This window comes from Streptomyces sp. SID5464 (genome assembly GCF_009862985.1).
Taxonomy (GTDB): Bacteria; Actinomycetota; Actinomycetes; order Streptomycetales; family Streptomycetaceae; genus Streptomyces; species Streptomyces chartreusis_D.
Map to the genome: position 1 here is coordinate 70,921 of NZ_WWIQ01000002.1, position 14,809 is coordinate 85,729.

At 72.1% G+C, this 14,809-nt stretch carries 11 protein-coding genes; 8 read left to right on the plus strand and 3 right to left on the minus strand.

The window, feature by feature from the left end; genetic code table 11:
- Nucleotides 1-6: 6 nt before the first annotated feature.
- From GTY47_RS01670 to GTY47_RS01680, 3 genes are all read right to left on the minus strand, one after another.
- Nucleotides 7-978: a LacI family DNA-binding transcriptional regulator gene (locus tag GTY47_RS01670; protein WP_010039878.1), complete on the minus strand. Its 972-nt coding sequence runs from the start codon at nt 976-978 to the stop codon at nt 7-9.
- Complete coding sequence (gene yicI / locus GTY47_RS01675; RefSeq protein ID WP_010039881.1) at nt 978-3,233, minus strand: alpha-xylosidase; 2,256 nt, start codon at nt 3,231-3,233, stop codon at nt 978-980. Before yicI ends, GTY47_RS01670 begins: the two co-directional genes overlap by 1 nt.
- Nucleotides 3,234-3,325: 92 nt before the next feature.
- On the minus strand, nt 3,326-4,534 hold the full coding sequence (locus tag GTY47_RS01680; protein ID WP_010039883.1) for an MFS transporter: 1,209 nt from the start codon (nt 4,532-4,534) through the stop codon (nt 3,326-3,328).
- Between the two features lie 216 nt (nt 4,535-4,750).
- Here GTY47_RS01680 and GTY47_RS01685 point away from each other — a divergent pair, with 216 nt between their 5' ends.
- From GTY47_RS01685 to GTY47_RS01720, 8 genes are all read left to right on the plus strand, one after another.
- Entirely contained in the window at nt 4,751-4,996 is a 246-nt protein-coding gene (locus GTY47_RS01685; RefSeq protein ID WP_010039886.1) for a hypothetical protein, read from the plus strand.
- A gap of 12 nt (nt 4,997-5,008) precedes the next feature.
- Nucleotides 5,009-5,875, plus strand: a complete 867-nt coding sequence (locus GTY47_RS01690) for a hypothetical protein (RefSeq protein WP_010039887.1) — start codon at nt 5,009-5,011, stop codon at nt 5,873-5,875.
- Nucleotides 5,876-5,905: 30 nt separating this feature from the next.
- Entirely contained in the window at nt 5,906-6,871 is a 966-nt protein-coding gene (locus tag GTY47_RS01695) for a LysR family transcriptional regulator (RefSeq protein ID WP_010039889.1), read from the plus strand.
- A gap of 168 nt (nt 6,872-7,039) precedes the next feature.
- Nucleotides 7,040-8,074, plus strand: coding sequence for a hypothetical protein (locus GTY47_RS01700; RefSeq protein WP_231911170.1), 1,035 nt, complete (start codon nt 7,040-7,042; stop codon nt 8,072-8,074).
- Nucleotides 8,075-8,698: 624 nt separating this feature from the next.
- Nucleotides 8,699-10,897 carry a bifunctional polysaccharide deacetylase/glycosyltransferase family 2 protein gene (locus tag GTY47_RS01705; protein WP_029181164.1) on the plus strand — a complete coding sequence of 733 codons (2,199 nt, stop codon included), beginning with the start codon at nt 8,699-8,701 and terminating at the stop codon, nt 10,895-10,897.
- Nucleotides 10,894-12,099: an acyltransferase family protein gene (locus GTY47_RS01710; RefSeq protein ID WP_010039895.1), complete on the plus strand. Its 1,206-nt coding sequence runs from the start codon at nt 10,894-10,896 to the stop codon at nt 12,097-12,099. The genes GTY47_RS01705 and GTY47_RS01710 overlap by 4 nt, the downstream gene beginning before the upstream one ends.
- 93 nt (nt 12,100-12,192) lie before the next feature.
- A complete protein-coding gene (locus tag GTY47_RS01715) occupies nt 12,193-13,227 on the plus strand; it encodes a membrane protein (protein WP_010039897.1) in 1,035 nt (344 codons plus the stop codon).
- A 153-nt stretch (nt 13,228-13,380) separates the two neighbouring features.
- On the plus strand, nt 13,381-14,766 hold the full coding sequence (locus GTY47_RS01720; RefSeq protein WP_010039899.1) for a nitrate/nitrite transporter: 1,386 nt from the start codon (nt 13,381-13,383) through the stop codon (nt 14,764-14,766).
- The last annotated feature ends 43 nt before the right edge of the window (nt 14,767-14,809 follow it).

A 14,809-nucleotide genomic window follows, 5' to 3' on the forward strand; every position in this document is an offset into this window, starting at 1 on the left:
CCTTTGTCATGCGTGACGCGTACTCGCCCGCTCCGTCAGCCGCGGCGCCAGCAGCGTCGTCTCCGGTACGGGCGTGCCGTGCAGTTTCTCCATCAGCAGTTCCACCGCTCGGGTGCCCAGCTCCGTCGCCGGCAGGGTGACCGACGTGGTCGTCGCGGGGTCGTCGGGGCAGACGGCCGTGATCGACAGGTCCTCGGGGATGCGCAGGCCGAGCTGCTGGAAGGCCGTGATCAGGGGCTCCAGGAGGGGCGCGTTGTGGACGACCAGGGCCGTCAGCGCGGGGTGATCGCGCAGCAGTCGGTCCGCGAGGTGGTGGGCCGTGGCCGGGGCCGATCCGGCGGGGTGCACCGAGGAGGCCAGCCCGTGGCGGTCGGCTGCGGCCGTGAAGCCCTCGACCAGGCGGTGGGCCGAGGCGGTCCCGCGGAGGTGGACCTCCGGCGGCGAGCTGACCAGGGCCACGGTGCGGTGGCCGAGGCGGGCCAGGTGGTGCACGCACGCCTCGCCCGCTGCCCGGTAGTCCAGGTCCACGCAGGTCAGACCGTGCGGGTCGGCGGGCAGGCCGAGCAGGACGGAGGGGCGGTTCAGGGAGCGGAGCAGGGGGAGACGTGGGTCGTGGAGGCCGATGTCCATGACCAGTAACGCGTCCACCAGCGCCGATTCCCTGACGCGGGTCAGGCCCTCCTCATGGGTGAGGAGCAGGACGTCGTGGTCGTACCCGCGTGCCGCTGTCACCACGGACTGCGTCAGACGCATCATCGCCGGTACGTGGACGCCGGCGCGCAGCGGGGCTGCCACGCCCAGGACCTTCGGCGTGCCGTGCGCCGGTGCGCCCGGCTGCGGGCGGTAGCCCAGCTCCCGGACCGCCGCCTCGACCCTGCGCCGGGTCTCGTCGGAGATCGGGCGCTTGCCGCTCAGCGCGTACGACACGGTGCTGGGGGAGACCCCGGCCCGTCGCGCCACGTCCGTGATCCTGACCATCAGGACGGCTCCAGCCCCAGCGTCAGGGAGCCGGTTCCGGCCCGTGCCCGGGCCTCGTGGCCGGCGGCGGCGAGCGCCCAGGGGGCCGCCGGGTCGCTGCATGTGGCCCGCAGGGTGTCTGCCTCGCGTACCACGGTGAAGGTGACGTCCCCGACCCGTACCGTCGTCTGGTCACCGGGCCGGAGGCCGTAGGCCCGCAGCGTCACCCCGTCGGCGTGGTCGTAGTCCGGACGGTCGTCCACCGCGCCCACCGGGATCACCGCACCCGGCCTGACCAGCAGCGGCACGCTCAGGAAGGGGTGCCGCTCGCGCACCCAGCGCGGGCCGGTCACCGGCTCGCCGGTGAGGAAGTGGGTCCAGGCGCCTTCGGGGACGTAGTACGTGACGTCGCCCTCGTCGCTGAACACCGGTGCCACGAGGAGGTCCGGGCCGAGCATGTACTGCCGTTCCAGGTGAGCGCAGCCCGGGTCGTCCGGGAACTCCAGCACCATCGCCCGCATCATCGGTACGCCCTCGGTGTGGGCGGCCCGGGCCGTCTCGTACAGGTAGGGCATGAGGCGCAGCTTCAGCCGGATGAAGTGGTGCGCGACCTCCACCGACTCCTCGTCGAACAGCCAGGGGACGCGGTAGGAGCTGCTGCCGTGCAGGCGGCTGTGCGAGGAGAGCAGGCCGAAGGCCAGCCAGCGTTTGAACACGGCCGGTGTCGGCGTGCCCTCGAAACCGCCGATGTCATGGCTCCAGAAGCCGAAGCCGGACAGGCCCAGGGACAGGCCGCCGCGCAGCGACTCCGCCATCGACTCGTACGTCGCCTCGCAGTCGCCGCCCCAGTGCACCGGGAACTGCTGGCTCCCCGCCGTCGCCGAGCGGGCGAAGAGGACGGCCTCCGCCTCGCCGCGGTGCTTGCGCAGCACCTCGAAGACCGTGCGGTTGTACAGGTACGTGTAGTAGTTGTGCATCCGCTCCGGGTCGGAGCCGTCCGACCAGGTCACATCCAGCGGCACCCGTTCGCCGAAGTCGGTCTTGAAGCAGTCGACGCCCTGGGCGAGCAGCGCCTCCAGCTTGGCGGCGTACCAGTCGCGGGCGGCCGGTGACGTGAAGTCGACCAGGGCCATGCCGGGCTGCCACAGGTCCCACTGCCAGACGCTGCCGTCCGGGCGCTTCAGCAGATGCCCGAGTGCCTTGCCCTCGGCGAACAGCGGGGAGCGCTGGGCGATGTACGGATTGATCCAGACGGAGACGCGCAGGTCACGGGCCTTGAGCCGGGCCAGCATGCCCTCCGGGTCGGGGAAGACCCGTGCATCCCACTGGAAGTCGCACCAGTGGTGCTCGCGCATCCAGAAGCAGTCGAAGTGGAAGACGGACAGGGGGAGTTCGCGTTCCCGCATGCCCTCGATGAAGGACGTCACCGTCTCCTCGTCGTAGGACGTCGTGAAGGACGTCGACAGCCACAGGCCGAACGACCAGGCGGGCGGCAGCGCCGGGCGGCCGGTCAGGGCCGTGTACTTGCGCAGGATGTCCTTCGGGGTCGGGCCGTGGACGACGTAGTACGTCAGCTCCTGCGTCTCGGCGCTGAACTGCACCCGCGACACGACCTCCGAGGCGACCTCGAAGGACACCTTGCCCGGGTGGTCGACGAAGACGCCGTAGCCCGCGTCCGTGAGGTAGAAGGGCACGTTCTTGTAGGCCTGTTCGCTGCAGGTGCCGCCGTCCGCCTGCCAGACGTCGACGACCTGGCCGTTCTTGACCAGCGGGCCGAAGCGCTCGCCCAGGCCGTAGACGGACGTGCCGACCTGGAGGACCAGCTGTTCGCGCAGGTGGTGCGCGCCGGTCGCGTCCCGCATGATGCCCATGCTCTTGTGGCCGCTGCTGGTCAGGGTGCGGCCGTGCGAGAGGAACTCGACGTGCCAGGGGCCGCCGCGGGCCACCCGCACCGACAGGTCGCCCGAGGTCAGGGTCGCGTACTCGTCGTCGTACGAGACCTGCGGGGTGGCTCCCGACCCGGTCAGCTCGAACTCGGGCCCCCGCCGCTCCCCTCCCGTGAAGTGCGTCAGCGTCAGGCCGATCACGTCGGGCATGGGCGTGTGCGCGCGGAGCGCCAGGACGGGGCCCTTCAACAGGTCCCCGCGGGTGCGGACGGGCCGGGTCGGCGCGTGGATCTCCAGCGTGCCGTCCGACTCGGTGACGTCGAGCACCTCGGCCGGGTACGCCGCGGTGACGCCCTCCCGGAGCAGCCAGTAGCCGTCGGTGAACTTCATGGTGGGGGGTCCTTCTTCCCGTGCCCGCAGGGGGTGGCACGTGACGTCGAAGCGCTTCGACGAATGAACGTATGTGGGGGTGCGTGAGGGCGTCAATGGGGCGTGCATGGTTCGGTGAAGCGATTCGACGCCCCGTACCGGGACAACGCCAGGGCCACGGCCGCCGCCGTCACCGGGATGGCGTATCCCGCCGTCGCCGACATGTGCTCCACGGTCCAGCCGCCGAGCGCGCTGCCGCAGGCGATGCCGCCGAGCAGCCCGGTCACCGCCAGGGTCATGCCCTCGTTCAGCCGGCCCTCGGGGGTGCGCTGCTGCACCAGCGTCATGGTGGTGACCATCGTCGGAGCCGTCGCCATCCCGGCGATCAGCAGCGCACCGGCCAGGAGCGGCAGCGAGCCGATGAGGGCGGCCGCGAGCAGCGGCAGGGTCAGCAGCGCCGTCATCGCGGCCACACACCACGGCAGCCGGGACGCGGCCGGCCCGGCGGGCTTCGCGGCCCCGTACAGCAGACCCGCCGCGCACGAGCCCGCCGCCTGGAGCGCCAGCACGACACCGGCCGCCGACCGGTGCCCCAGCGCGTCCGCGAACGCCAGCGTGACGACCTCCGTCGAGCCGAACACCGCGCCCATCGCCAGGCAGACCGCGAGCAGCGGCGGCATCCCGGGGGCGCGCAGCGGCGCCTTCGCGGGTATGTGCGCGCGGACCGGTGGCTCCGTGGCACGCCGGGTCGTGAACAGGACCATGCCGGTCAGCAGCAGCACCGCCCCGACGAGCGTGCCCGCCTCCGGGAAGAACGCCCCGCACAGGAAGGCCGCGAGCACCGGGCCCAGCATGAAGCACAGCTCGTCCGCGGCCTGCTCGAAGGAGTTGGCGGTGTGCAGGCCCTTGGTGTCACCGGCCAGCAGGTGCGCCCAGCGGGCCCGGGACATGCCGCCGGTGTTGGGGGTCGTGGCGGTGGCGGCGTAGGAGGCGAACAGGGTCCAGTCGGGGGCGTCGTAGCGGACGCACAGCAGCAGGGCGAGCGAGCCGAGGACGGCGAACACCGTGGCGGGCAGGGCCACCCGGGCCTGGCCGTGCCGGTCGACGAGGCGCGCGGTCCACGGCGCGACCACCGCGGTCGCCGCGAGCCCCGTCGCCGTGACGGCACCGGCGAGGGCGTACGAGCCCCGCGTTGCGGCGATCATGACGACCGCGCTGACGCTGAACATGCCCATCGGCAGCCGGGCGATCAGGTTCCCGGCGGTGAACGCACGGGCGCCGGGCAGCCCGAAGAGGCGGCGGTACGGGGTGAGTTGCGGCATCCGCCCACCGTCACCCGGAGACGACCGGGCGGTCCAACACCTGTTCCGTGCGGAATCACGCACCTGGGTTGTAGGACTGGCGGGAAATATTCGCCGCCTGTTCTTCATACAGAGATATGGAGAGCCCTTAATGGCGCATGGAAAAGATGCTCAACGGGGAAATCCTTCACTCTTTTGCCGCGCATCCGCCGAAGTGGGCCGACGGTTAGTCGGTACATGACCGAGGCGACCAGGAAAGAAGGCTGGGCGGTAACGCTCGGCCCCTACACCTACATTCCCGCTCCAGCCCACTCGTCGGCCACCGTCAAAGGCACGCTCACCAAGGGCGGTTGCCCGGTCGCGCTCCAGGTGACCGAGCCGGTTCTGCGCGATTTCATCGATGCCATGAGCGTGCTGGAAAAGGATCTCGCCCGGCGGTGGATCAGTGCGACGGAATGGCCCGCTTTCGCGCTCGCTGAATAGTCGGGCCGCGCTATGTACGACAAAGGAAATGAGGGCACCGGCCGGCACCGGGCGCCCACACGGGATTTCGTGACCCCGCTGACGCCCCCGGATCCGACCTGGGACCCGGCGGAGGAACTGGCGTTCATCCTCGAGGAGGCGCTCGGGGAGCAGGGGCCGAGGATCCCCGTCCCACGTGACGTGGCACCGGCCGCCCCCGCGGACCCGGCCCCGGCCCCGGCCCCGGCCGAGCGCATGCAGCGGCTCCAGGACATCACCGAGGAACTGCCGCCCGTGCGGGAGGTCCCCCGGCGGCACCGCAAGGTCCGGGCCCGCCGAGCACCGGGCGTGCTCCGCTGGACCAGCTTCCTCATCGCCGTCCTGACGGCCGTCATCGCCTCCGCGGTGGGCCTCCTGAGCGGCATGGTCGCCTACGACCCGCTGCGCCTGGTCGCCGCGTCCCCAGCGGAGCGCACCCTCCGCACCTGGTGGCCCCTGCTGGTGTACGGGCCCTGGCTGGTGGCCTCCCTGTCCGTCCTGCGGGCCGCGCTGCACCAGCGCCGTGCCGTGCACTCCTGGTGTGTGGTGCTGGTCTTCTCGTGCGTCGCCGTGCTGCTGTGCGTCGCCCAGGCGCCGAGGACCGTCCTCGGTACCGCGGCCGCGGCCCTGCCCGGGCTGGCGGCGCTGGCGTGCTTTCAGCAAGTCGTCCGGCAGATCACGCTGACGCGTCCGCCCGTGCGCACGGTGCCTCGGCACCGGCTGGGGCAGGTTCCGTCGAGGGAATGCCCTGGTGGGGAGGGCCCGGATGGCCAGGTGCCGGGCGTCGGTGCCGGTTCGGGGGCGGCCGCGGGTGAGTGCGTGGGTGAGGGCGAGGGGCCCGAGAAGACCGCCGGGGGCTGATCGGGCAGGCCGCCGTTGTAGGTTCACGGCATGTCCGGCCACCTCGATCCCCGACTCCTGCGTGCCTTCGTCACCGTCGCCGAGGAACTGCACTTCACCCGTGCCGCGGTGCGCCTGCACACGGCCCAGCAGGCGCTGAGCCGGGACGTGCGGCGGCTGGAGCGGGAGCTGGGCGCCGAGTTGTTCGTCCGGACCACCCGGCAGGTGGCGCTCACGCCCGACGGAGGGCGGCTGCTGCCGTACGCCCGCCGCGTGCTCCGGGCGCAGGAGGAACTGCTCGCCGCCTTCGACCGGGCCCGGCCCCTGCTGGTGGACCTCAACTCCCCGGGCCTGGTCACACCGCGGCGCGTGCTGCACCGGGCGCGTGAACTCTCCCCCGGGCACGAGCTGATGGCCCGCTACGAGAGCGGACTGACCGGAGCCGCCGGGGAGTTGCTCGCGGGCCGGCTGGACGCGTCGTTCGGACGGTTCGCCGGGCTGGACCCGGCGCTGCGGGCCGGGCTGGACCACCAGCCCGTGCGGTACGAGCCGATGGCGATCGTGCTGCCCGAGGACCACCGGCTGGCCCCGCTGGCTCAGGTGCCGCTCGCCGAGCTGGTCGGCGAGGCCGTCTACGCGGGCGCCGGCAATCCCCGCACGCCGGAGTGGACCGGCCTCGCGCGGCTGCTGTTCGAGGGACGGGGCATCGAGATCGCGCCACCGGCGCCACTGGCCGTCGGGGAGGAGGAGTTCCAGCGGATCATGGCCCGTACGCGCCACCCGGTCCTGGCCGTCGTGGGGTTCCCGGCCATGCCGGCGACGGTGTCACGTCCCCTGGTCGATCCCGTTCCGCTCTCTCCCGTGTCGCTGGTGTGGCGCAAGGGCCTGACGCACCCCGCGCTCGATGCGCTGCGGCGGGCGGCGGCGCGGCTCGCGGCGGAGGAGGGGTGGCTGCGCAGGCCCGCCGGAGGGTGGGTTCCCGCCACCGACGATGTCCTCATGGCGTCTCACGGCTGACACGATTCGGCACGCCGTCCACACACAACCTCCGCGTGCGCTACATTCGACGCCTGAGCACGGTGTGGTAATAGGGGGCGCTCTGGACGGGTTGGGGACCCGGTCCGGACGACGGGTGCTCAGGTCGCAAGCGCACCTGAACCATCCCGTGGGGGGAAGTGCGTGCGCGTGACACAGTGGCGAGAAGACGCCCAACCCGAATGGCCCGAGGCCGCAGCGAGGACCAGTGAACTCCCCGCGGACGGCAGAGCCCGGGACCGGAGAGCCACGCAGGTCTTCTCCGGCGGCGACGTCCAGGTGACGGGCGCTCGCCCGTCCGCCGGGACGGACGTGACGGAGATACTGCGCGGCATTCCCCGGCAGAGCGAGGGCGAGGCCGACTCGTTCGCCGCGGGCACCGCGGCGCGGCCGGCCGTCCGCGACCCCTGGCAGGAGGACGCCGACGCGGCCGGGCACGGTGCCGGTTCCGCCGGGCACGGTCTCGATTCCGCCCCGCACGGTCCTGAATCCGCCGGGCACACCCACGATCCGCACGAGGTGACCGTCCAGCTCGACGCCGTTCAGCTCGGGGACGGATTCGTACGGCAGGCCAAGGAAGGCATCGGCGCGGTCACCGCCGCCGACCGGCCCGTCTTCGTGGACGAGTCCGGCCGCCGCAGCAGGCGTCTCCGCCGGATCGGCATGGCCGTCGCCGTGGCCTGCGGGGTCTACGCCGTCGTCATCGTCGCCACGGTGCTGTCGGGCAACTCCAACGCGCCCTGGCTGCCCGTGCCCGGTCAGGAGGAGGGCCGGCCGGCCGGGCAGGTCGACACACCGTCGCTGCCCGCGGAGTCGGCACCGACCGGTGACACCGGCGCCACCGCCCCGGGCAGCGCGCCGACGACGGACGAGGCCACGGCACCCTCGCCCGGCCCCGGCGCCCTCGAACCCGCGGCCTCCCCGGGCCCGGGCCGTGCCGGTGCGACCGCCAAGCCCTCACCGACCGCGACCCGGACCACACCGGCCCCGGGCACGGGCGTGACCGACCCGACCCCGACGCAACCGTCGGCCCCGCCGAGTTCGCCCGCCCCCGACCCGACGCCGACGAGCAACCCCACGCCCGGGCCGACCCAGACCACCGGCACCGTCGACGACGGCGACACGGGCACCGTCGCCGACGGCCCGCCCGAGCCCCAGCCGACCCCCGAACCACCAGCTGCGTAGCGGCTCCGCCGGTTCGGCGGGAGTCGCCGGGGCTGTCGGGCCTCGCTGATCAGCCGGGCTGTCGGGTCTGCCGAGTCGTGGCCGGAGCGCCGAGCCCGCGGTCTGCTGACCTGTTGGCCATCGGGCCTGCCGAGTCGGCCTGTCGGGCGGAGTCGACGGGCTTGCCGGGTCCTGCTGGTCAGCCGGGTCACCGGGCGCGCCGGGTCGGTCCATCGGCAGGGGCCGCCGGGCCTGCCGATGAGCCGGAGCGCCGGACGCCGAGTCGGTCGATCGACCCGGGTCGTCGAGCCTGCGGCCTGCTGACCAGCCAGGTCCTTGGGCCGGCCGGGCCAACCGTCTGGCCGGGCCCTGCCCGTCGATCGGCTCGGGCGGGGCCGTGGTGGCCGGCCGACTGGCCGGCTTCCGTAGGCCGGGCCTGGCTGAGCGGCCTCAGCTCCGCCGGGCCGGTTGACAGGCAGGGGAGGGCTCCCCGGGCCGCCGCACCTCCGCCCGCCTGGCAGGCCGTCCGCCGTCCGGCCGCCCGGCACACCCACCGCCGAACCCGACCGCCCGATCCGCCCCGACCGGGCCCGTCACCCCTCCCCACATCACCCCGTCCCCGCACCACCCCGGAGTACCACCCAAATGGCAACCCGTTCTCATCGCCCCGGCACCGCGACCGGTGCCCCTGGCGGTTCCCGTGGGCGTTTGCGTCGGCGGCTGCCCATGCGGCTGCTGCTGCCGCTGCTCGTGCTGGTCGCTCTGCTGGCGATGCTCATGCTGCGCGGCTACGTGCACAGCGAGATCCTGGCCGACCACCGGGTCGGCCCGCCCGCGGCCAACGACCAGGTCCCGAAAGAGATCCTCAAGGGCGGGCCCGTCATCGACACCCGTGAAGGGCGGCCCACCAGTCTGGAACTCCCGGACCACGAGCTGGTGCTGACCTTCGACGACGGGCCCGACCCGAAGTGGACGCCCAAGGTCCTCGACGTGCTGAAGAAGCACGACGCCCGGGCCGTCTTCTTCATCACCGGCACGATGGCGTCCCGCTACCCGGACCTCGTCCAGCGCATGGTCGACGAGGGACACGAGATCGGGCTGCACACCTTCAACCACCCCGACCTGTCGTTGCAGAGCAAGAGCCGGGTCGACTGGGAACTGTCCCAGAACCAGCTCGCGCTGGCCGGTGCGGCCGGCATCCGCACCTCGCTGTTCCGCCCGCCCTACTCGTCGTTCGTCCAGAACATGGACAACAGGTCCTGGCCGGTCACCGAATACATCGGCAGCAAGGGCTACATCACCATCGTCAACAACACCGACAGCGAGGACTGGCGCAGGCCCGGCGTCCGGCAGATCATCCGCAACGCCACGCCGAAGGGCGGCAAGGGCGCCATCGTGCTGATGCACGACTCCGGCGGCGACCGCTCCCAGACCGTCGCCGCGCTCGACCGGTACATCACCGGGCTGAAGGACCAGGGCTACCGCTTCCACACCCTCACCGCCGCCCTGGACGCCCCCAGCGCGCACACCCCGGTCGCGGGACTGGAGGCGGTCAAGGGCGAGGCGTGGGTCTTCCTGGTGCAGGCCTCCGAGAAGACGACCGGCGTTCTGGTCACGGGTCTCGCCGTCGTCGGCGTGCTGGTCTTCGGGCGTCTCGGGCTGATGCTGATCCTGTCCGTCGCGCACGCCCGGCGGGTCCGCCGGCGCGGCTTCCGCTGGGGCGCGACCGTCACCGAACCCGTGTCCGTCCTCGTGCCCGCCTACAACGAGGCCAAGTGCATCGAGCAGACGGTCCGTTCCCTCGTCGCCAGCGACCATCCCATCGAGGTGCTGGTCATCGACGACGGCTCGACCGACGGCACCGCCCGCATCGTCGAGAACCTCGGGCTGCCCGGCGTACGCGTCATCCGGCAGCTCAACGCGGGCAAGCCCGCCGCCCTCAACCGGGGCATCGCCAACGCCCGCCACGACCTGATCGTGATGATGGACGGCGACACCGTCTTCGAACCGACCACCGTCCGCGAACTGGTGCAGCCCTTCGGCGACCCGCGCGTGGGCGCCGTCGCGGGCAACGCCAAGGTCGGCAATCGGGACTCGCTCATCGGCGCGTGGCAGCACATCGAGTACGTCATGGGCTTCAACCTCGACCGCCGCATGTACGACGTGCTGCGCTGCATGCCGACGATCCCCGGCGCGGTCGGCGCGTTCCGGCGCAGCGCCCTGGAACGCGTCGGCGGCATGAGCGACGACACGCTCGCCGAGGACACCGACATCACCATGGCCCTGCACCGCGACGGCTGGCACGTGGTGTACGCGGAGAAGGCCATCGCCTGGACCGAGGCCCCGGAGTCCGTCCAGCAGTTGTGGTCCCAGCGCTACCGCTGGTCGTACGGCACGATGCAGGCGATCTGGAAGCACCGCCGCTCCCTCGTCGAGCGGGGCCCCTCGGGCCGCTTCGGCCGCGTGGGCATGCCGCTGGTGTCGATGTTCATGGTCGTGGCGCCCCTGCTGGCCCCGCTCATCGACGTGTTCCTGCTGTACGGGCTGGTGTTCGGCCCGACCGAGAAGACCATCGGCGCCTGGCTGGGCGTCCTCGCCGTACAAGGGGTGTGCGCGGCCTACGCGTTCCACCTGGACAAGGAACGCATGACCCACCTGATCTCGCTCCCGCTCCAGCAGCTCCTGTACCGCCAGCTCATGTACGTCGTCCTCCTCCAGTCCTGGATCACCGCCCTCACCGGCGGCCGGCTGCGCTGGCAGAAGCTCCGGCGTACGGGCGCGGTGGGCCTGCCCGGGGGCGGAACCGTGCCCCAGCAGCAGATGGACGGGAGGCCGGTCGCATGACCACGGCTTCCGTGACCGAGGCTCCGCAGAAGGAGCAGACCCCTTCCGGACGGCCCGTCCGCGACCGTTATTTCGACCTGTTGCGAGCCCTCGCGCTGTTCCGCGTCGTGCTGTACCACCTCACCGGCTGGGCCTGGCTGCCGCTGGTGTTCCCGTCGATGGGCGTGATGTTCGCCCTCGCCGGCAACCTCATGGCCCGCTCGCTGAAGCGCCCGCCCGTCCAGGTGATCCGCGGCCGGATGCGCCGCCTGCTGCCCCCGCTGTGGCTGCTGGGCGTCGTGGGCGTCACCGGCATGGTCCTCCAGGGCTGGGGGCCGGACGCCGACGGGCATCCCGGCTGGTGGTTGCTCCACCTCACGTTCTGGATCGTCCCGCTGAGCGACCCGCCCTACGCGGAGGGCCTGCCCGGGCTCCACGGTTACGTCGGCGAGAACTGGGCCGCCGACCTCGCGGGCCCGCTGTGGTACATCCGCGCCTACCTCTGGTACGTCCTGCTGTCCCCGCTGCTCCTCAAGGCCCTGCGCGCGATGCCGGTGGTCACGCTCGCCATGCCGATCGCCCTGGCGGTGGCCTTCGAGCGGGGCTACCTCGATCTGCCCGGCGAGCGGATCCCCTCGGCGCTCACCGACTTCTCCACCTTCGGCGCCTGCTGGATCCTCGGCATGGCCCACCAGGAGGGCATCCTGCGGCGGCTGCCGCGCTACCTCGTCCCCTCCGTGGCGCCCGCCATCGCGCTGGCCGGCCTCTGGTACGCCCTGCACCACGGCTTCGGCCCGGGCAACGACCTGGACAGCATGCCCCTGGCGCAGGCCCTGTGGTCCTTCGGCACGGTGCTCCTGCTGCTGCACGTCAGCCCGTCCTGGTCCGAGTGGCCGCGCCGGCTGCGCCGCTGGGCGGGGCCGATCGGCCTGCTCAACTCCCGGGCGGTGACGATCTACCTCTGGCACAACATCTGCATCCTGGTCGCCGTGACCCTGTGGGACCGGCTGTGGAGTGTCACCGTGCTGGAGCAGAACGTCCCCGGGCTGCTGGAGAGTCCGTGGCCGGTGCTGCTCCTGGTGTGGGTGCTGATCGGCGGCTGCGTCATGGCGTTCGGCTGGGTCGAGGACCTGGCGGCGAAGCAGAAGCCCCGGTTGTGGCCGGCAAGTGAGCCTCGGGTGAGGGTTCGAGGGAGCCGGAGGCGCCGGGCAAGCGGCGGTTAGGGCCTGCCGCCCGGATCGCGTCCCGGTGTGGAAAACTGCCCGGGTTGCGCATGTGAACAACTGTGCCCAGTGAGTGGCCGGGGGAGCGGTGGGATGAGTAAGCGGCAGACACAGAAGATGCTGCGGCTGATGGCGAGCGGAGAACCGGTCGAGCTCACCAGCCCGATGGCGTCCGTGAAGAAGCTCGCCCGGCTGGCCTTCGTCGCCCAGCAGTTCGGCTACGAGTACGCGGACGTCCGGCAGAGCAGCGGCCGCAACGGCGCGCTCACCATGCTGATCCTGCCCGACCCCAGCCCGCAGGCCCGGGCCCGGGCCGCACAGAACTGGGCGCAGTACCCGGGCGCCGGTGACGGCGTCTCCCTCCCGCCGCTCGTGCCGGACGCCTTCGAGCTCCTCAAGGCCCGCATCAACTTCGACCTCACCGGCAAGAGCGCCGAGAAGCGCATGGGCTACGGGGCCCTCGGCGCCACCGCGGGCTGCGTGATCCTCGCCTTCCGCGCCGGCGGTGAGTCCTTCGACTTCATCGCGGCGGGTGTGGTGTGGCTGCTGGTCATGGCGATCCTCGGCATCGGGCTGCTGGTCACGCGGCGGCGCAACGCGAAGTTCGCCGCGCGCTTGCAGGCGGCCGGCTTCCTGCCGGTGACCGATGAGAACGGGCGGCTGCGGTACCTGCCGCCCGGGGCGCAGATGCCGGGGCACGGCAATCCCTTCGGGGGAGGGCCGTACGGCGGCGGGCAGGTGCCCGGGGTGCCGGGTCAGCCCGGCGGGATGCCCGCTCCGACCGGAGGCGCCCCCGCGGGTCACGGACAGCAGGCGCCGGGACCGTATGCCCAGCCGGCACCGGGCCCCTACCCCGCCCAGCCGGCACCGGGCCCCTACCCCGCCCAGCCGGCACCGGGCCCCTACCCCGCCCAGCCGGCACCGGGCCCCTACCCCGCCCAGCCGGCACCGGGTGCGTACCCCGCCCAGCCCGGGCCGGGTCCGTACGGTGGCCGGCCCGCGCCCGGCCCGTACCCCGCCCCGCCCGCGCCCGGCCCGTACGGTGCTCAGCCCCCCGGCCCTTACAGTCAGCCGTATTCGCAGCCGTATCCCCAGCAGAACCCCCACGGGCAGCCCCCGCAACGCTGACCCGACGCCACCGGACCTCTCATCCCGCCCCGGCCCGGGGTGAGAGCAAAGTTCCCTTGCGGTCACCCGATGGCACAGCCACGAAACGCGTCCTCCCTACCTTCGGGATCAGCACTCATGGAACGACCGAGTCCCGGAGCAAGTGGAGGCGTCATGACAGGCCCTGGCACGGCACCCGCACCCCCGAGCAGGGGCGGACGCTGGATCCAGCACTGGGATCCGGAGAACGAGACCTTCTGGAAGGAGACCGGCGAGAAGATCGCCCGCCGGAACCTCTTCTTCTCCGTGCTCTCCGAGCACATCGGATTCTCGATCTGGACCCTGTGGTCCGTTCTGGTCCTCTTCATGGGCCCGGAGTACGGACTGACCCCGGCCGACAAGTTCATGCTGACCTCGATGGTCACGCTCGTCGGCGCCGTCGTCCGAGTCCCCTACACCTTCGCCGTCGCGATCTTCGGCGGCCGGAACTGGACGATCATCTCCGCCGGCCTCCTCCTCGTCCCGACCGTCGCCGCGTTCACCGTGATGGAACCGGGCACCTCCTTCTCCACCTTCCTCCTCGTCGGCCTGCTCGCCGGCATCGGCGGCGGCAACTTCGCCTCCTCCATGACCAACATCAACGCCTTCTTCCCGCTGCGGAAGAAGGGCTGGGCCCTCGGCCTGAACGCGGGCGGCGGCAACATCGGCGTACCGGTGATCCAGCTGGCCGCCCTCGCGATCATCGGCGCCGGCGGCGGGCCGCGCGTGCTGCTCGGGATCTACATCCCGCTGATCCTCGTGGCCGCCGTCATGGCCGCGCTCTTCATGGACAACCTCGAGAACGTGAAGAACGACACCGGCGCCGCCAAGGACGCCGCGCGGGACGCCCACACGTGGATCATGTCCTTCCTCTACATCGGCACGTTCGGGTCCTTCATCGGCTACAGCTTCGCCTTCGGGCAGGTCCTCCAGAACCAGTTCGGACGCACCCCGCTGGAGGCGGCGTACGTCACCTTCATCGGTCCGCTCCTCGGCTCGCTGATCCGGCCGCTGGGCGGCTGGATGGCCGACAAGTACGGCGGCGCGAAGATCAGCCTGTGGAACTACGTCGCCATGGGAGTCGCCACGTCGGTGCTGATCGGTGCCTCCATGGAGAAGTCGCTGGCGCTGTTCACCGCCGCGTTCGTGGTGCTGTTCGTGCTCAGCGGGCTCGGCAACGGCTCGACGTTCAAGATGATCCCGGGCATCTTCCAGAACAAGGCCCTCGCCAAGGGACTGGAGGGCGAGGCTGCCGCGGCCTACGGGCGCCGGCTCTCCGGGGCATCCATGGGCCTCATCGGCGCGGTGGGCGCGCTCGGCGGCGTCGGCATCAACCTCGCCTTCCGCCAGTCCTTCCTCTCCTACGGCTCCGGCACCGGGGCGTTCGTCGCCTTCCTCGCCTTCTACGCGGTGTGCTTCGCGGTCACCTGGGCCGTATACCTTCGCCGTACGGCTCCCCGGGTACCCGCCACCACGGCGACCTCGGAGGCGAAGCCGCAGCTCAGCTACGCCAAGGTGTGACGTAACACCAGCGACATCAAGCCGATCCGGGCCTGTCACGAGC